Origin of the sequence: Nioella nitratireducens, from assembly GCF_001879715.1 — a bacterium.
In the GTDB taxonomy this organism is placed as follows: Bacteria; Pseudomonadota; Alphaproteobacteria; order Rhodobacterales; family Rhodobacteraceae; genus Nioella; species Nioella nitratireducens.
The window spans coordinates 223375-241653 of record NZ_MNBW01000005.1 but is presented as its reverse complement, the minus strand read 5'-3'; the positions used below and the strand labels follow the sequence as shown (position 1 = coordinate 241653).

At 62.4% G+C, this 18279-nt stretch carries 17 protein-coding genes; 4 read left to right on the top strand and 13 right to left on the bottom strand.

Annotation, left to right across the window (positions count from 1 at the left end; all coding sequences use genetic code 11):
* Positions 1–85: 85 nt before the first annotated feature.
* The 6 genes from BKY27_RS06755 to BKY27_RS06730 all read right to left on the bottom strand — a co-directional run bounded on the left by BKY27_RS06755 (position 86) and on the right by BKY27_RS06730 (position 5290).
* The gene (locus tag BKY27_RS06755) at positions 86–928 is read right to left on the bottom strand and encodes an ATP-binding protein (protein ID WP_071673679.1); all 843 of its coding nucleotides are present in this window, start codon (positions 926–928) and stop codon (positions 86–88) included.
* Entirely contained in the window at positions 925–1833 is a 909-nt protein-coding gene (tatC, locus tag BKY27_RS06750; RefSeq protein WP_071673678.1) for a twin-arginine translocase subunit TatC, read from the bottom strand. Before tatC ends, BKY27_RS06755 begins: the two co-directional genes overlap by 4 nt.
* Positions 1830–2336 carry a Sec-independent protein translocase protein TatB gene (gene tatB / locus BKY27_RS06745; RefSeq protein ID WP_071673677.1) on the bottom strand — a complete coding sequence of 169 codons (507 nt, stop codon included), beginning with the start codon at positions 2334–2336 and terminating at the stop codon, positions 1830–1832. Before tatB ends, tatC begins: the two co-directional genes overlap by 4 nt.
* Positions 2337–2377: 41 nt before the next feature.
* Positions 2378–2599 carry a twin-arginine translocase TatA/TatE family subunit gene (locus BKY27_RS06740; RefSeq protein ID WP_071673676.1) on the bottom strand — a complete coding sequence of 74 codons (222 nt, stop codon included), beginning with the start codon at positions 2597–2599 and terminating at the stop codon, positions 2378–2380.
* A 121-nt stretch (positions 2600–2720) separates the two neighbouring features.
* Positions 2721–3821: an ABC transporter ATP-binding protein gene (locus BKY27_RS06735; protein ID WP_071673675.1), complete on the bottom strand. Its 1101-nt coding sequence runs from the start codon at positions 3819–3821 to the stop codon at positions 2721–2723.
* A 689-nt stretch (positions 3822–4510) separates the two neighbouring features.
* A complete protein-coding gene (locus tag BKY27_RS06730) occupies positions 4511–5290 on the bottom strand; it encodes an SDR family oxidoreductase (RefSeq protein ID WP_071673674.1) in 780 nt (259 codons plus the stop codon).
* 136 nt (positions 5291–5426) lie between these two features.
* On the opposite strand from BKY27_RS06730, the gene BKY27_RS06725 reads away from it, so the two are divergent.
* Positions 5427–6425: a Hint domain-containing protein gene (locus BKY27_RS06725; RefSeq protein WP_071673673.1), complete on the top strand. Its 999-nt coding sequence runs from the start codon at positions 5427–5429 to the stop codon at positions 6423–6425.
* On the opposite strand, the gene BKY27_RS06720 is transcribed toward BKY27_RS06725, so the two are convergent.
* Positions 6422–7153, bottom strand: coding sequence for a hypothetical protein (locus tag BKY27_RS06720; protein ID WP_071673672.1), 732 nt, complete (start codon positions 7151–7153; stop codon positions 6422–6424). The genes BKY27_RS06725 and BKY27_RS06720 overlap by 4 nt on opposite strands.
* Positions 7154–7290: 137 nt before the next feature.
* Here BKY27_RS06720 and BKY27_RS06715 point away from each other — a divergent pair, with 137 nt between their 5' ends.
* Positions 7291–8127: a universal stress protein gene (locus BKY27_RS06715; protein WP_071673671.1), complete on the top strand. Its 837-nt coding sequence runs from the start codon at positions 7291–7293 to the stop codon at positions 8125–8127.
* A 47-nt stretch (positions 8128–8174) separates the two neighbouring features.
* Complete coding sequence (locus tag BKY27_RS06710; RefSeq protein ID WP_071673670.1) at positions 8175–9782, top strand: peptide chain release factor 3; 1608 nt, start codon at positions 8175–8177, stop codon at positions 9780–9782.
* Positions 9783–9896: 114 nt separating this feature from the next.
* On the opposite strand, the gene BKY27_RS06705 is transcribed toward BKY27_RS06710, so the two are convergent.
* Positions 9897–10250 carry a hypothetical protein gene (locus tag BKY27_RS06705; protein ID WP_071673669.1) on the bottom strand — a complete coding sequence of 118 codons (354 nt, stop codon included), beginning with the start codon at positions 10248–10250 and terminating at the stop codon, positions 9897–9899.
* 206 nt (positions 10251–10456) lie between these two features.
* On the opposite strand from BKY27_RS06705, the gene BKY27_RS06700 reads away from it, so the two are divergent.
* Positions 10457–12001: a DEAD/DEAH box helicase gene (locus BKY27_RS06700; protein WP_084667878.1), complete on the top strand. Its 1545-nt coding sequence runs from the start codon at positions 10457–10459 to the stop codon at positions 11999–12001.
* A 57-nt stretch (positions 12002–12058) separates the two neighbouring features.
* Here the strand turns inward: BKY27_RS06700 and BKY27_RS06695 are convergent, their stop codons facing one another.
* From BKY27_RS06695 to BKY27_RS06675, 5 genes are read right to left on the bottom strand one after another with little or no spacing between them, the layout of a single operon-like run.
* Positions 12059–13735 (bottom strand): ribonuclease J, encoded by a 1677-nt coding sequence (locus tag BKY27_RS06695; RefSeq protein ID WP_071673668.1) that lies wholly within the window; start codon positions 13733–13735, stop codon positions 12059–12061.
* Entirely contained in the window at positions 13732–14511 is a 780-nt protein-coding gene (locus BKY27_RS06690) for a type III pantothenate kinase (RefSeq protein ID WP_071673667.1), read from the bottom strand. The genes BKY27_RS06695 and BKY27_RS06690 overlap by 4 nt, the downstream gene beginning before the upstream one ends.
* Before the next feature lie 20 nt (positions 14512–14531).
* A complete protein-coding gene (locus BKY27_RS06685) occupies positions 14532–15281 on the bottom strand; it encodes a biotin--[acetyl-CoA-carboxylase] ligase (protein ID WP_071673666.1) in 750 nt (249 codons plus the stop codon).
* 4 nt (positions 15282–15285) lie between these two features.
* On the bottom strand, positions 15286–16722 hold the full coding sequence (nuoN, locus tag BKY27_RS06680; protein ID WP_071673665.1) for an NADH-quinone oxidoreductase subunit NuoN: 1437 nt from the start codon (positions 16720–16722) through the stop codon (positions 15286–15288).
* A gap of 9 nt (positions 16723–16731) precedes the next feature.
* The gene (locus BKY27_RS06675; RefSeq protein ID WP_071673664.1) at positions 16732–18279 is read right to left on the bottom strand and encodes an NADH-quinone oxidoreductase subunit M; all 1548 of its coding nucleotides are present in this window, start codon (positions 18277–18279) and stop codon (positions 16732–16734) included.

Below are 18279 nucleotides of genomic sequence, written 5' to 3'. Positions count from 1 at the left end.
AAGCTTTGGAAAAATGCCGATGAAGTGTGGACCAAGCAAGTGCCCCGAGCCAGAGCCAAGTGACAACAGCCGTCCCGCTCCCCTTTCAGACCCGAATGCCCTTGCGGCCGGCCAGATCGGTGAAATACTGCCACGCCACTCGGCCCGACCGGGCGCCGCGGGTGGCTTGCCACTCGATGGCCTCGGCCCGAAGGGTTTCGTCATCGACCTTCACCCCGTAGGCATCGCAATAGCCCCGGATCATCGCCAGATAGTCGTCCTGCGAGCAGGGGTGAAACCCCAACCACAGGCCGAACCGGTCCGACAGCGACACCTTTTCTTCTACCGCTTCCGACGGGTTGATCGCATTTGAACGTTCGTTCTCGATCATGTCGCGCGGCATCAGGTGTCGGCGGTTCGACGTGGCGTAGAAAATCACGTTTTCAGGCCGCCCTTCGACACCACCGTCCAACACGGCCTTGAGCGATTTGTAATGCTGGTCGTCGTGGCTAAAGCTCAGGTCATCGCAGAAAAGGATGATCCGCGCCGGGGCGTCACGCAGCAAGGTCAGCAGGCGGCCGATCGAAGGAAGGTCCTCGCGCTGCACTTCGACAAGTTTTAGCGTCTCGTGATCGGCTTGAACCGTGGCGTGCACCGCCTTGACCAAAGACGATTTTCCCATGCCACGCGATCCCCACAACAGGGCGTTGTTCGCAGGCAAGCCGGCGGCGAACTGGCGGGTATTGTCGATCAGGATGTCGCGTGCCCGGTTGATCCCCAGAAGCAGCGACAGGTCCACCCGGTTCACCCTGTCGACAGGCACCAGCCGGTCCGGGTCGGTATGCCAGACGAAGGCCTCGGCCCCGTGCCAGTCAGGGGCGGCGGCCGGTGCCGGGCGCATCCGTTCCAGCGCCTCTGCGATCCGTGACAGCAGGGCGGTTTCGGTCATTTGCCGGCCTCCCCGGACTCCTCCCCGGTATCCTCATCCTCGTCCTCATCGTCGACCCACAGCCCCTCGGCCCGCAAATCGCGCTCGCGCTTGCGTTCGACCATCCGCACAAGGTGAATCGAGATTTCATACAGGCCAAAGACCACGGTGAAGAGGATGAGCTGCGTGATGACATCAGGGGGCGTCACCACGGCGGCGAGGACCAGAATGCCCACGACCGCGTATTTCCGCATGTTTCCAAGCGCTTCCGCAGAAACCAACCCGGCCTTTCCCATCAGGGTCAAGAGCACGGGCAACTGGAAACAGATGCCGAAGGCGAGGATGAATTTCAGTTCCAGATCGAGCGATTCCTTGACCGACCCGAGGAAGACTGTCTGGATTCCGTCTGTCGCTTGCGCTGCCGTGTCCCCTGTCTCAGAAGGCATTCCCGTCACAAGGCTCGTCAAAGCCGGGATCACGTCGGAAAACCCGATGAAGAAGCGCATTGCCAGTGGGGTCACAACGAAATGCGCAAAACACGCGCCCGCGATGAACAGCAACGGCGAGGCGACCAGGAACGGCAGGAACGCCATCTTCTCGGTCTTGTAGAGACCGGGCGCCACGAACCGCCACATCTGGTAGGCAATGACGGGGAAGGACAGGGCCAGCCCCATGACCACCGACACCCGCACAAGGGTAAAGAATTTCTCTTGCGGGGCCGTGAAGATCAGCCGCGCGTCTTCGCCGCGTTCATGCAGGATGTCCGCGATCGGCTGAAACAGGAAGTTCAGGATGGGTTCGGCCACCGTGAAACACAAGATCATGGCGATCACGAAGGCCAGTACGGACCAGATCAGCCGATTGCGAAGCTCAGCCAGATGTTCGATCAGCGGCGCAGAGCTGTCTTCCATGTCGTCTTTTGTCATGTGTCGGAGGTTCCGGTGCGGGCCTCGGCCCGCGGAAGGTCTTCTTCTGAGAGAGCCGCCGTCGCATCGGCTTCCGCCGCTTCGGCGGCGGCCCGTGCATCGGCGCGGGCCGTGGCGGCCTCGGCCCGGTCGCGCTGTTCCTGAAGACGCTGTTGGGCCAGGCGTTCGGTCTCGTTCGCCGGTTCCTGGCCTTGTTTGGGCGTCCATTTTTCTGCCGGCGCCGCGGCATCCTTGAGGGCATCAAGCCCCATCTTCCGAGGGCTTGTCATCTTGCGCAGGTCTTTGGTCACATCCGTAGCACGCCGAAGATCCTTGGCCATGTCATCGAGGCCGGACTCACTGGCCGCAGCGTTCATGGTTGTCTGGAATTCCCGCGCGAGCCCGCGAATGCGCCCGGTCACCTGACCCAGCGTTCTGAACATCTTGGGAAGGTCCTTGGGCCCCACGACGATCAACGCCACGACCCCCACGACCATCAATTCCCACATGCCGATGTCAAACATGGCAGACCCTCAGACCATTTGTGCAGACCCCCAGCCGGGGATCAGGCGTTTTCACGATCCCGTTCCGGGGTCACGTCGCGGGCGGCTTCGCCCTCGTCCGAGGCGTTTTCGATTTCCTCGGTGCTATCCTTCACGCCGCGTTTGAAGGCGGTGATTCCTTTGCCGACCTCACCCATGAGGCCCGCAATCTTGCCCCGGCCAAACAGCACGAGGACAACAACCGCGATCAGCAGCAGGCCCGGCAGGCCAATATTGTTGAGCATGTCAGTCTCCCTTATCCGGGGGGCCGCTCGGGCCTCCTCCGCAAGTAGTGTCGCCTATACCTATGGATTCTGCGGGCCGGATCAAAGCCCCAATCTGTCACAGGGGCGCAGAAAATGCGGGTCATCGCCCAGTGGTTGTGTCCGGGCGCTTGGCGAACACAAAGCAGCGATCACGCCGGATCGTCAGCCACAGGGCCATACCGGGCTTGGGCAAGAACACGGCGGGCACCGTGGCCTTTAGGATTTGATTATTGAAATCCATACGGAATTCCACAAGGCTTTCGTGCCCCATGAAGCGGGCGCGCTCGACGATACCGCGTGCGGGCACCCCGTCGAGCGGCGTCGGATTGGGGCCGCGTCCGCCACGGTCGAAGTCGATCTTCACATGTTGAGGACGAAAAATAATGTCCACTTCGGTGCCATCGGGGTGGCCGGGGGCAAGGAATTGACCAAAGGCCGTATCCGTCAGCGCGCCCTTCACGGTGCCCGAAATCACGTTCACATCCGAAAAGAACGCCGCCGCATCCCGATCGCACGGTGCGTTGTAGATGTTGTAAGGTGCCCCTTGCTGCACGATCCGCCCGCCGCGCATCAGCGCGATCTGGTCGGCCATGCGCATCGCTTCTTCGGGTTCGTGGGTGACCAGCACCACCGCCGTGCCCTCTTCCTTCAGCAATTCCAGCGTTTCGTCGCGGATGCCATCGCGCAGGCGGTTGTCAAGGCCCGAGAAGGGTTCATCCATCAACATCACACCGGGGCGCGGTGCCAAGGCGCGGGCCAACGCCACGCGCTGCTGCTCGCCCCCCGACAGCATATGCGGGGCCTTGTCGCCGTAGCCTTTCAAGTCGACCCGCGCGAGCAATTCGTCCACACGACGCGCCTTGTCGCTGCGCGTGCCACTCAGCCCGAAGGCAACATTCTGCGCGACCGACAAATGGGGGAACAGGGCGAAGTCCTGAAAGATGAGACCGACGCCGCGCGCTTCGGGCGGCAGGTTCAAATCACCATCGGCCAAGGTCCGCCCATCGACGCGAACCGTTCCGGAACTTTGCCGCTCGATCCCCGCGATGATCCGAAGGGTCGTGGTCTTGCCGCATCCCGACGGCCCGAGCAGGCACATGACCTCGCCCGGTGCAACCGTCAGCGATACGTCACGCAACACTGTGCGCCCGGCAAAGGCGCAGGTCAGGTTCTGGACATCAAGTCGGGGAGCAGGTTGCACGTGGCGGGTTTCCGATCAATACCGTCAGGTAAGCCGCGTAGCAGCCCCGCGCAGCGGTTTCAAGCGCGTCGGCAGACAGCCCACCCCGCGCATTCGTCACGATCAGCGCCACGAGTCGCTTTAAAGCGACACCTCAATTCTGCTTGATATTGACTTGGACTCACGTTTTGATTCACATCAATACACAGGGTTATCCACAGAAAAACAATCCTGCGGTTTCGCCTGCGTCGCCCGATCCCGAGCCTTGAAAATCAATCAATGCAAATCAAGGGGGATTTCCGGCCAGGTTGACGGCCTTACCCCAAGTTTGATCACTTTTTTTGATCGCGGACAATCGTCGAACACCCTGAATAGGTTCCTTTCGGTCCTAAATCTGAAGATTTATGGAAATAATGAAATTTCTACCAGAACCTTACAAGAAATTTCAGGCACTTTGTCGTAAAATGGGAATCTTTGTCGATAGCATTGTTGGCATTTCTTCAGTGAGAGCTCTGCTGATCTGACTGCTGCTTCCTTGGTTTTGAATTTTTTGATCATCTCATTTTTGAGGAACGATCACGATGTGTTCGCACCCGGCCCCTGACGCTGATTTTCCGGGCCTCCGCACAGGAAAACGGGCCGCAAATGCGGCCCGTTATTCACAAAGCTATCCCCAAGACTCAGCGGCTTGCGGCAAGAGGCGCAGGTGATCAGAGTGTGCTGTTCGTGGCGCCACCATCCAGCAGGATGTTCTGGCCGACGATAAATCCGGCATGTTGCGAACACAGGAAGGCACACATCGCCCCGAATTCCTCTGGCGTGCCGTAGCGGCCTGCCGGGATGGTGGCGGCGCGCCTGTCCTTTGCCTCGTCCAGCGTGATGCCTTGGCTTTCGGCCACGCCGGTATCGAGGGAAATCGCCCGATCCGTGGCGTGAATGCCGGGCAGCATGTTGTTGATGACAACACCGTTGCCCGCAACCTGCCGCGATGTGCCCGCGACATAGCCGGTAAGGCCCGCGCGGGCCGAGTTGGACAGCCCAAGCGCCGCGATGGGGGCCTTGACCGACTGCGAGGTGATGTTGACGACCCGGCCCCAGCCCCGATCCATCATGCCCGGCAGCAGCGCTTTCATCAGGGCAATCGGCGTCAGCATGTTGGCATCGAGTGCCTTGATAAAGTCCTCTCGCTCCCAATCCGACCAGATCCCCGGCGGCGGGCCGCCCGCATTGGTCACGAGGATATCCAGTTGCCCGGCCGCATCCAGCACCTTGGCGCGGCCTGCCTCGGTCGTGATATCGGCGGCGATCGTGGTTACGGAAACCCCATGCGCGGCCCGGATCGACTCGGCCGTTGCGTCCAGTGCCTCGGTCCCTCGTGCATTCATCACCAGATCAACGCCCGCCGCGGCCAGAGCGTCGGCGCAGCCGCGCCCCAACCCCTTGGAGGACGCGCAAACCAACGCCCGTTTTCCGGAAATTCCCAGGTCCATCTCGGCCCCACTCCCTGTTTGTGTGACATTGACGATGGGTTTAGCACCCTTCCCCGGTACCTGCCACCTTCTGCCTGCTTGACCCTTGCCTGCCCACCGGACTAGCCATGGGCACGCCCTGATTGATGGAGCTTCCATGCCGCGCCGTCCCGCCCAGTTCAGCTTTCCGACCTATCCCGCCGCCGATCTGACCGTGCATTGGGGGGCCAATGAAGGCGATCCGATGGGGGGCATCAACGACGTGGTCCCCGGCGACAGCTATCGCCTGCGGCGCGAGGCCGTGACGCGGCAATTGTCCATCTGGGACGGGCCGGGTGGCACCGAGGTGGCCGATGGTTCGCAGGTCGGGCAGCCCGGCGACCGGGTCGTGCTGGACGTGTGCCATTCGATGATGGCACCGGGCGGAACGCTGGTCGAATTGCTGATCCTGACCATTTCGGGCGACGCCGAGACGACGCGGGTCTTTCTGCCGCTCGCCCCGCTGGCGCCGCGCGGAGAATACGAGGTGGTGGCCTCGGAAACCCAGAGCGCACCGGCCCGGCTAGCTGACATCGCGTCTGTCAGCTTCATATCCGGCACCCGTCTGACCATGGCCAACGGACGGCAATGCCGGGTCGAAGAGCTGAAGGCAGGCGATCAATTGCTGACGCGCGACCATGGGCCAAAGGAAATCCGCTGGATCGGCCCACAGGTGCAACGTGCGACCGGCGCACTCGCCCCCATCCGCATCAGCGAAGGCACGCTGAATGTCGCCAACGACCTGCGCCTTTTCCCGCATCACCGGCTTTTCATCTGGCAACGCCGCGACGAAATCGGCACCGGCCGCTCGGAAGTGTTGGTCAAGGCCGCGCATCTGGTAAACGGCACAACGGTCCAGCGCGAGGAAGGCGGACATATCGAGAGCTACCAGATCCTGTTCGATGCGCACGAAATCATCTATGCCGAGGGCGTGGCGGTCGAAAGCCTGCTGGTGACACCGCAAACCCGCGCCGCCCTGCCCCCGCATATCAACGTCGAACAGACCGACGCCGACCGCATGTTGTCCAATGATCTGGAGGTGGACCGCAGCGCCTTGGGTGACGACGGCGACCCGGCCGAGCGTCTGACCCGCGCCAGCCGGGGCCGCGAAGACTAGGCCACCTGCCCGCCCCTCTCTTGGTAGGAGCTATGCGCCGCCAGCCATAGCTGATCGAGTGCGGCAACCGCCCCGCGATCGAAGGTTTTCTCGACTTCCCAATAGCGGCCCGACGGCACGACATAGCCCAGATCCGTCTCGCGGCTCAGCGGCGCTTGCAGGTCGGGCATCCGGCTGGTGACACCGAGCGGCAGAGCGTCGAGAGTGGCGCGCGGAAAGACGAGGCGCGATTGCGGCGCGCACGACAGGTTCACACAACGACAGCCCGCGGCAGCCGCCAGCAGCATCAGTCGCGCGGACTTTGCCTCCAAGGATTGCAACGTCACGTCCTGGCGCAATGGGTCGGCGGCACCCGTTCCGTAGAAATGCGTCTTGCCCTTGGCAGGATAGACCATGTCGCAGCCGAGAAACGCCATGACCGAGGGCCGCAACGCCCCAAGCGCCCAGTATCCGGCGGTAAAGGCCATGGTTCCACCCGCATAGACCACCCCGCCAAAACGGTTCTGGTGGGGCACATACTCTTCCGCCGTCACCACGGTCTGACCGGCCGCCACCTCGGCGGGCCTGCGCTCTGCCGGAAAATCTTCTGGATAAATGATATGGGTCCAATCGGGACGCACCCGCCACGCGTTGTTGATGGCAACGACTGCCGTGAACCCGGAAAGATCCCAGTCCAAGCAGTCCACCGCATTGGGGCCGCTGCCCACAATCAGCACAGGTCCACCCATCTGCCCGCCTTCCCATCCAACTTGCGTTACGTCGAAGGTAGGCCGCCCCGTGAAGGCGGCAAACAGAAAGTGCGCCCTTGCGCTTCGCGGGGCGCAAACCCATCTCGAGACAGGATAGGGAAGAGAGGGACTTGACCATGACCAAGCTTTTCGTGGCTGCCACCGACATGTCTGCTCGTGGCGACCGGGCGCTCCGGCGTGCCTTCCGGCTTGCCGCCCAACAGGGCGCGCGGGTGGTGGTGTGCCATGTCGTGGACGATGCCCCGCCCGCCGATATCGTGGCCGGGATGAAGACGGCCAGCCGCGCCGCGCTGGAACGGTTCACGCAGGACATCGCGGGCGACGTGCCTTGCGAAATCATCGTGGATACGGGCGATCCAACCGCCGATCTAGTGGCATTGGTGACCGAGCGGCGCCCCGACCTGCTGGTGATGGGCACACACAGGCCCCGCCCGTTCCTCGACGCCCTGCGCGAGACCACGTCGCAGCGCATCGTCCGGCTGACCCCTTGCCCGGTGCTGATCGTGGCCGACCGGGTGGATCACGATTATGACACCGTGCTCGGCGCCACGGATTTCTCGCCCGCCTCGACCGCAGCAATGCAAGAGGCCGCAACCCTCGCCCCCGGCGCGGCGATCCTGCCGCTTCACGCCTTTCACGTTCCCTTCAGCGGGCTGATGTCGGCCTCTGGGCAGGGCGTGGGTGAGATCGAGTTGAGCTTTCGGCAAGAGGCCGAAGAAGAGGATCGCCGCTGGCGCGACATTACCCCGCTGCCCGAGCAATGCGCCCAGACCCTGATCCAGCCCGGTAGCGTCCTCATGGTCCTGACCGAGCAAATTCGGGCCGCCCGGGCACAGCTTGTCACCGCCGGGGCGCATGGCCGTGTCGGTGGGGCGCGCGCCCTTTTGGGCAGCGTGGCCACGGACCTGTTGCGCGCACCGCCTTGCGACGTCTTGATCTCCCGGCCGCACTGACGCCCTTGATCTTGCCAAGCTCCCTGCCCGTGCCTATACGCGGCCCCATGCTGGACAGTGCCTCGAACCGACCCGAATTGCCGACCGAAATCGCCCGCCGTCGGACCTTTGCGATTATCTCGCACCCCGACGCGGGCAAGACGACGCTGACGGAAAAATTCCTCCTCTTCGGGGGTGCCATCCAGATGGCCGGGCAGGTGCGCGCCAAGGGCGAGGCACGGCGCACCCGCTCGGACTTCATGCAGATGGAGAAAGACCGGGGCATTTCAGTCTCGGCCTCGGCCATGTCGTTTGATTTCGGCAAGTATCGCTTCAACCTTGTGGACACGCCGGGCCATAGCGACTTTTCCGAAGATACCTATCGCACCCTGACCGCCGTCGATGCCGCGATCATGGTGATCGACGGCGCGAAGGGCGTGGAAAGCCAGACCCAAAAGCTGTTCGAAGTCTGCCGTCTTCGCGACCTGCCGATCCTGACCTTTTGTAACAAGATGGACCGGGAAAGCCGCGACGTCTTTGATATCATAGACGAAATTCAGGAAAATCTTGCCATCGACGTGACGCCAGCCAGCTGGCCCATCGGCATGGGACGAGATTTTCTGGGCTGCTATGACATGCTCAACGACCGGCTGGAACTGATGGACCGGGCCGACCGCAACAAGGTGGCGGAGTCGATCAAGATCGAAGGTCTGGACGATCCGCTGCTGGAAGAACACGTTCCCGCCGACCTGTTGGACAAGCTGCGCGAAGAGGTCGAGATGGCCCGCGAACTGCTGCCGCCCTTGAACCGCCAGTCCTTCCTCGAAGGTCACCTGACCCCGATCTGGTTCGGCTCTGCCATCAACAGCTTCGGCGTCAAGGAACTGATGGAGGGCATCGCGGGTTATGGCCCCGAACCGCAGGTTCAGACCGCGACCCCGCGCGAAGTGGCACCCGAAGAGACGAAAGTCTCGGGTTTCGTTTTCAAGGTGCAGGCCAACATGGACCCCAAGCACCGCGACCGGGTGGCCTTCGTGCGGCTTGCGTCCGGGCATTTCCACCGCGGCATGAAATTGACCCATGTCCGCTCCAAAAAGCCGATGACCGTGTCGGCCCCGGTGCTGTTCCTCGCCTCGGACCGCGAATTGGCGGAAGAGGCATGGGCGGGCGACATCATCGGCATCCCGAACCACGGGCAATTGCGAATCGGCGACGCGCTGACCGAGGGTGAGGCGCTGCGCTTTACCGGCATCCCCAGCTTTGCGCCGGAACTGCTTCAGGCCTGCCGTGCAGGCGACCCGATGAAGGCCAAACACCTCGACAAGGCATTGATGCAATTCGCCGAGGAAGGCGCGGCCAAGGTCTTCAAACCGACCTTCGGCTCGGGCTTTATTGTCGGTGTAGTCGGTGCCCTGCAATTCGAGGTTCTGGCCAGCCGGATCGAGATGGAATACGGCCTGCCGGTGCGGTTTGAGCCGACGCAATTCACCAGCGCAAGATGGGTGCTGGGCGAGCGGGTAGCCGTCGAGAAATTCGCCGCCGCCAACAAGCAGCACATGGCCACCGACAACGACGGCGACCCGGTTTTCCTGACGCGGCTGCAATGGGATATCGACCGTGTTGCCCGTGATTATCCCGACATCACGCTGTCGGCGACCAAGGAAATGATGGTTTAGTGACGCTACGTTAACTGGACTTTAACCTAGCCGCGCTAGATGGCTTATATGTGGAAGTCATTGGTACTTTGCGTTTTCCTCGCCGCCTGCTCCTCAGCAGGCGGCGAGTTCGTTTTACAGACCAGCGGACTCGTCGGGCAGGTTGGGCCGCAAGGTGTCGTTTCCCACCACCCGCATCATGTTCTCTATGGCCATGTTCTGCGGGCTACGGATGGGGATCAGACGGTGTTGGCCTTGATCATCAGCCACCGCCGCGATGGCCTTCATCATTTGCGCCCGCGCGAGGTATGGCAAGATGGGCGACGCCTGCCATTTCGCCGCTTGCCCCGGCGCTATAGCTGCCCACATGGCGACTGTCGCAATGACACGCTCGGAATGATTGTATTGAGCGAGGGGATGCTGGCCCATGCAGCGCGAAACGGCCTTTCCGCCACCATGATCGGGCCACAGGGGGCCATCGAAATCCATGCGCCACCCGCCCTCTTTGGGATTGGCGCGACACCGGGGCAACAATCCGCCACCCGATGAAATCACCGGGATTTGACCAATAACCTCATATCAATTATCAGACTGTCAGCCGTGCGGAACGCGCACGACCTTATCCGCGGAGCGCGACGTTGCACATGCGCTCCATTCACCCGATGCGGGGCATCCCCCCGCAAGACTGGACGCATATGACGAAATTCACTGATCTCAACCTTAACCCCAAGGTTCTCAAGGCTATCGCAGAGGCCGGCTATGAAGAGCCGACCCCGATTCAGGCCGGTGCCATCCCCCACGCCCTCGAAGGTCGCGATGTTCTGGGGATCGCGCAAACCGGTACTGGCAAGACCGCCAGCTTTACGTTGCCAATGATCACCATGCTGGCCCGTGGCCGCGCCCGCGCCCGGATGCCGCGCAGCTTGGTGCTGTGCCCGACTCGGGAACTGGCCGCGCAGGTGGCCGAGAACTTCGATATCTACGCCAAGCACCTCAAGCTGACCAAGGCCTTGCTCATTGGCGGTGTCAGCTTCAAGGAACAAGACGCCCTGATCGACAAGGGCGTCGATGTGCTGATCGCCACGCCGGGACGCCTGCTCGACCATTTCGAGCGCGGCAAACTGATCTTGTCCGACGTCAAGGTCATGGTGGTGGACGAGGCCGACCGGATGCTCGACATGGGCTTTATCCCAGATATCGAGCGCATCTTTGGCCTGACGCCGTTTACCCGCCAGACCATGTTCTATTCGGCCACCATGGCACCGGAAATCGAGCGGATCACCAACACGTTCCTGTCGAATCCCGCCAAGATCGAAGTCGCGCGCCAGTCCACGACCTCGGACACGATCACGCAGAAGCTGGTGGAATTCAAACCGACCCGCCGCGACCAGACCGCCAAGCAGAAACGCGAAATGCTGCGCGCGATCATCAACGCCGAGGGCGATGGCTGCACCAACGCGATCATCTTCTGCAACCGCAAGGTGGACGTGGATGTCGTGGCCAAGTCTCTGAAAACACATGGCTACAACGCCGAACCGATCCATGGCGACCTTGACCAGTCGCACAGGACGCGCACGCTCGACGGGTTCCGCGACGGCTCGATCAAATACCTCGTCGCCTCGGATGTGGCGGCACGCGGGCTCGACATCCCGAATGTCAGCCATGTGCTGAACTACGACGTTCCCAGCCATGCCGAAGATTACGTGCACCGCATCGGTCGCACCGGCCGCGCCGGGCGCAAGGGCACCACGATAATGATTGCCGTGCCCTCGGACGACAAGCTGTTGACCGCGATCGAGAATCTGATCGAACAACCGATTCCGCGCGCAGAGGCCCCATGGCAGCCGACTGACGGTGCTGGCGGGCGCAAGCGCGACGAAGACGACGGCAAGAGCAGCGCCGAGAAGCCCGCGCGGGCCCGCCGGTCGCGCGCAAAGAAGACCGAGGACGCCCCGACCAGGGAAACCGCGCCGGAAAGCCCCCAGACACCGGACGCCCCCGCAGCCAGCGACCCCGCCAAACCCGCCCGCAAGAAATCCGACCGCAACGAGTCGCGCCGGTCGTCGAACGGGCGCCGCGGCGGTCCGATCGTGGGCATGGGCGATCACATGCCGGACTTCATCGCGCTCAGCTTTGCCGAACGGCGCGGGGACGCGCCGTCAGCCGTTGAAGAGACCCCCGCCGACGACGAGGATCAGACCCAGTCTGACGGGTCCGACAAAAACGAAGACGCCGCCTGAGACGGCAAAAGGGGCGCCGCGAGCGCCCCTTTTTCTTATCCGGTTGTCGCGTCCCTGTCAGGCGGACATGAGCCGTGATATGATAACGGTCACTTCCGGCTTTCGCCCGATTTCGGATACGCAGACCTGACGCGCGACGCGGCGCACCGCCTCTTCCAGTTTCCCATCATCCATGACGGTCTTGTTGTCCAGGCGCGGCAGCACCTCGGACAGTTGGTCCTCGATCATGTCGGCAACGCTCTCGTTGCCCGCCATTTCGGGCAAACCGCGCAGTTCCACCCAACAATCTTCCAGCGGCTCGTCATCTTCGTCGATGATGATCGCCACAACAACCAGGCCATTCAGAGCCAGTTTCATCCGGTCCCGCACGACGCCATCCAGCGCCCCGATCAGTCGCGAACCATCAAGATAGGTGCGGCTCACCTCGATATGTTCGACCACGCTCGGGGCGTTGCCCGACAGTTCGACCATCGACCCGTTGGGCGCCAAAATCGGCGTCAGCCCACCTTCGGCCCCGACGCGGCAATGTTCGCGCAGGTGGCGATGTTCACCGTGGTTAGGCACCAGAATCTGCGGTTTGACCAGCCCGTGCATACGTTGCAGGTCCGGCCGGTTGGCGTGGCCGGAAACGTGGTAGAACCCGCTCTGTTCGTCCACGATCTCCACCCCGATCTCTGACAGTGCATTCTGGATGCGCCCGACAGAGACTTCGTTGCCCGGAATGGTCTTGGACGAGAACAGGAACGTGTCGCCCTCTTTCAGCTCATGGCCCAGATACTTGCCCCGCGACAGCGCGGCAGAGGCCGCGCGACGCTCGCCTTGGCTGCCGGTGACGATCAGCATCAGGTTCTCTCGCGGAATCTGGGTGGCTTCCTCGGGGCTGACGGTCGGCGGGAAATCGGTCAGCACACCCGTTTCCACCCCCGCCGTCACCATCCGCTTCATCGCCCGGCCCATCAGGCAAACGGTGCGCCCGGCGGCGCGGCCCGCCTCGGCCAGCGTCTTGACCCGCGCGATGTTCGAGGCAAAGGTCGTGGCCACCACCATGCCACGCGCATTGGCGACCAGCTCGGTGATGGGGGCGGGCAGGTCGCTTTCGCTGCGGCCTTCGTGGCGAGAAAAAACATTGGTTGAATCGCAAATCAGCGCCCGAACACCGGATTTGCCGATCTCGTCCCACATCACCGGGTCAAAGGGTTCGCCCACGCGCGGATCGCGGTCGATCTTGAAATCGCCGGAATGCACGACACGGCCCTCGGGGCTGTCAATCACCAGCGCCGACGCCTCGGGGATAGAGTGTGCCGTCGGTGCAAACCCAACGGTAAAGGGACCAGCGGTGACCGTCTGCGGCCAAACCGGCGCGACCTGCACCATCGCCGGATCTTGCCCTGCCTCTTCCATCTTGCGGGTGGCGATATTGGCGGTGAAAACCCGCGCATAGACCGGCACCTTGGGGAAGTGGCGATAAAGTTGGCCAAGCGCCCCAACGTGGTCTTCATGGGCGTGGGTGATGAAGATCGCGTCCACCCGGTCGGCGCGATCGGCCAGCCACGATACATCGGGCAGGATCAGATCGACGCCGGGCGTGCCGTCCATATCCGGAAAGCTCACGCCCAGATCGACAAGGATGAAGCGCTCCTTCCCCTGCGGCCCAAAGCCGTAGACATAGCAATTCATCCCGATCTCCCCCGCGCCGCCGAGGGGAAGATAGATCAGTCGTGAAGGGGAGGTCATATGTGCCCGTTTTCCTTGTTGTATGAATAGATCACGGTCAGGCCGTGGATCGTCAGGTCGTCCTCGATGACGTCAAATAGCACATCGCCTTGCGAGAACAATGGCGCGAGGCCGCCAGTGCCAATGATCCGCATCGGCTTATCATATTCGGCGCGGATGCGCTCGGTGATTCCCTGCACAAGACCGACATAGCCCCAGAAGACGCCCGACTGCATGCAGGCCACCGTGTTGGTGCCGATCACCGCCTGCGGCTTGGTCACGTCCACATGTGGCAGGGCAGCCGCCGCGTGGTGCAGGGCTTCGAGGCTGAGGTTGACGCCCGGCGCGATGACACCCCCGACATAGGCCCCGTCATGGGCCACCACGTCAAACGTGGTGGCGGTGCCGAAATCCACCACGATCAGGTCACCGCCATGGCGGTCAAACGCCGCTGCCGTATTCACCAGCCGGTCCGGCCCCACCTGCGTGCCTTCGTCGACGCGCGGCGCGATTGGCAGCGCGCAGTCGGGTTTGCCCACCACCAGAGGACGACAATCGAAGTAACGGTCGCACAGAACACGCAGGTTGAAGACCACGCGCGGTACGGTCGACGAGATGATACAATCGGTGATATCGACGCTCAGGCCCTTGTGCGCCATCAGAGTCGAGAGCCAGACGAAATACTGGTCTGCCGTGCGCTGATGTTCCGTGGTTGTGCGGAAGGTCGCAAGGATCTGCCGTCCGTCCCAGATCGAAAAGACGGTGTTGGTGTTGCCGGTGTCGATGGCCAAAAGCATGGGCGTCCCTCCCAAGGCGCTCAAAAGAAGATGTCGGCGGCCGGGATGACCCGTTGCCCCTTGGCCGTTTGCAGGATCAGGTTGCCCGCAGCATCAATGGTCTCGAACCGGCCTGTCATTGTCTCGGCCATGGTCCGCGCCGTAATAGTCTCGCCCAAACGGGCCGCCGACGCCAGCCACGCCGTGCGGATCGGCGCAAAACCATAGGTGGTGAACTGGGTCTCGAACCGGGCATAAGCGGGCGCGAGCAAGTCGAGGAAGGCGTCCGGCGCCACCCGCATCCCGGTCTCGCCTTGCAGGCTGACCGGGGCAACGGCGCCCTGTTCCAGCAGGCGCGCATCCGGGGCTGCTGCAAGGTTTACGCCAATACCAATCACCAGATGCGACACCCCCTGCCCGGCCCCAAGGCTTTCCAGCAAGATACCCGCGACCTTGCCGCCATTGAGAAGCACGTCATTGGGCCATTTCAGCGCCAGCCCTGCCTCACGCCCCGTAACCGCGACCAACGCGTCCCGCAGGGCCAGCGCGGCGACAAAGCTGCGCAGGGCGACCTTGTCGGGCGACTCCGTCGGGCGCATGACGAGAGAGGCGAAGAAATTTCCCTTGGGCGACGACCACGCCCGCCCCCGGCGACCGTGGCCTGACGTCTGCTCATGGGCCAATATCCACTCAGGACCGGCAAGCGAGGGCGCAAGGCGCCTGCCCTCGGCCATGGTGCTGTCAACGCTGGCAAGCACCCGGCGGCCCACGCCCTGGGGCCAGTCGAACACCGGTCTAGCGCACCAGCGTCTCGGCTGCGGCCTGTGCCAGACCGTCCACACCGAACATGTTGATGACACCCAGCAGCATGATCGCGGCGGCGGCCATCAGACCGACATAGGCGAGCGGCCCCATCTTGCCGTCCAGCCCCTCGCGCTCTTCGCCGAAATACATGTAGTAGACGATGCGCAGGTAGTAAAACGCGCCGATGACCGAGGCGATCACACCGAAGATAGCCAGCCAACTCAGCCCGGAACTGACCGCAGCGACCAGCACCGCGTATTTCCCGAAAAAGCCAACCAGCGGCGGCACACCGGCCAGCGAGAACATCAGGATCAGCAAGGCCAGCGCCTTGCCCGGCTCGCGCGAGGCCAGAGCGTTCAGCGACGAGATATTGGTCACGTGGCGGCCATCCCTTTCCATCGACAGGATGAACGAAAAGGTGCCGATATTCATCGTCACGTAGATCGCCATATAGATCAGCATGGCCGAGACACCCTGCGTATCGCCGGCGGCAAGGCCCATCAGGGCGAAGCCCATATGCGAAATCGAGGAATAGGCCATCAGGCGCTTGATGTCGGTCTGCCCGATGGCGGCAATCGCGCCGACGAACATCGACAGAACGGCCAGCAGTGCGATCACCTGTTGCCAGTCGCCCACCACATTGCCGAACGCGTCGTGGGCCAGCCGGGCCAACAGGCCCATGGCCGCCATCTTGGGCGCAGTAGCAAAGAAGGCGGTGACCGGCGTGGGCGAACCTTCGTAGACATCCGGCGTCCACATGTGGAACGGCGCGGCAGAGACCTTGAAGGCGAGGCCCGAGATCATGAAGACCAGACCGAAGACCAGACCGAGCGACACGTCACCTTGCGCGGCGTGCACTATGCCAGCGAAATCGGTGGTTCCGGCAAAGCCGTACGTCAGCGATGCCCCATAAAGCAGGATGCCCGAGGACAGCGCGCCGAGGACGAAGTATTTCAAACCCGCCTCGGTCGAGCGCACCGAGTCACGGCGCAGCGCGGCCACGACGTAGAGCGCCAGCGACTGAAGCTCCAACCCCATGTAGAGCGTCATCAGGTTTCCGGCAGAAACCATGACCATCATGCCAACGGTCGCCAGCACGACCAGCATCGGATATTCAAAGCGCAGCAGGTCGTCGCGCTGCATGTAATCCTTGCCGATCAGCAGCACCGTGGCCGCCGACAGCAGGATCACTACCTTTGCAAAACGCGCGAAGCCGTCACTGATGAACATGCCGTCAAAGGCGATCTGCGTGCCGTTCCCGCTCATGCCGATATAAAGGCCCATCAGGGCCAGCAGCGCCGCCGTCAGCCAGACCAGAAGCGGCGCCATGCCGTCCTTGGTGGTGTAGACCGCAGCTAGAAGCCCCAGCATCGCGAAGATGGAGAGGATGATCTCGGGCAGGAGAATGGCGATATCGGAACCAATCATCACGTTTCCTCAGTGGCTGGCGGCGACGGCGGTGTTGGGCTCGTAATGCTCCAGCGCCACGTCGTAATGGTGGATCAGGTTTTCGACCGAGGGGCCGATCACATCGGTTGCAAGGCTCGGGTAGACACCCAGAAGCAGGGTCATCGCGATCAGCGGTGCGAAGATCCATTTTTCGCGCGGGGTCATATCGGTGATGGACTTCAGGCTTTCCTTGATCAGGTCGCCAAAGACCACCCGGCGATACAGCCACAGGGCATAGGCCGCCGACAGGATCACCCCGGTCGCGGCGAACAGCGCGACCCATGTATTCACCTGGAAGACGCCCATCAGCACCAGGAATTCCCCGACGAAGCCAGAGGTGCCCGGAAGGCCGACATTGGCCATGGTGAACAGCATGAAGACCATCGCATAAGCAGGCATCCGGTTCACAAGCCCGCCATAGGCGTCAATGTCGCGGGTGTGCATGCGGTCGTAGATCACACCAACGCACAGGAACAGCGCGCCCGATACGAAACCGTGGCTGAGCATCTGGAAGATCGCACCGTCCACGCCCTGCTGGTTGGCGGCAAAGATCCCCATGGTGACATAGCCCATATGGGCGACCGACGAATAGGCAATCAGCTTTTTCATGTCCTCCTGCACCATCGCTACAAGCGAGGTGTAAATGATGGCAATCACGCTCAGCCACATCACGAACGGCCCCATCAGGTCGGACGCGACCGGGAACATCGGCAGAGAGAACCGCAGGAAGCCATAGCCCCCCATCTTCAGCAGGATCGCGGCCAGCACCACCGACCCGGCGGTCGGCGCCTGCACGTGCGCATCCGGCAACCATGTGTGGACCGGCCACATCGGCATCTTGACGGCGAACGAAGCGAAGAAGGCAATCCACAACACCGTCTGCAAACCGCCGACGATGTGCCAGCCGAAGAGGTTGAGCGTCTCGGTGCTGAACTGGTGGGCCAGCAGGCTGGGGATATCAGTGGTGCCCGCATCGACATACATCGCAACCATGGCGACCAGCATCAGCACCGACCCGAGGAAGGTATAGAGGAAGAACTTGAACGCTGCGTAAATGCGGTTCTTGCCGCCCCAGATCCCGATGATCAGGAACATGGGGATCAGGCCCGCCTCGAAGAACAGGTAGAACAGCACCAGATCCAGCGCAACGAAGACCCCGATCATCAGGCTTTCCAGCACCAGAAGCGCGATCATGTATTCCTTGACGCGATGCTCGACGCCCCAGCAGGCGGCGATGACCAGCGGCATCAGGAAGGTGGTCAGCAACACAAACAGGACCGAGATGCCATCGACACCGATCTTGTAGGTCAGCCCCATCATCCACTCGCCTTCCTCGACCAGTTGGAAATCGGGATTGGACGGATCGAATGACGTCAGGATGAACAGCGACACCAGAAAGGTGGCTGCCGTAACCAGCAACGCGCTGCGCTTGGCGGCCAGTTTCGCGGCCTCGTCATTGCCCCGCAGGAACACGGCCATGATGACCGCCGCGACGAGGGGCAAGAAGGTTACGATGGAAAGAAGGCTATGTTCCAT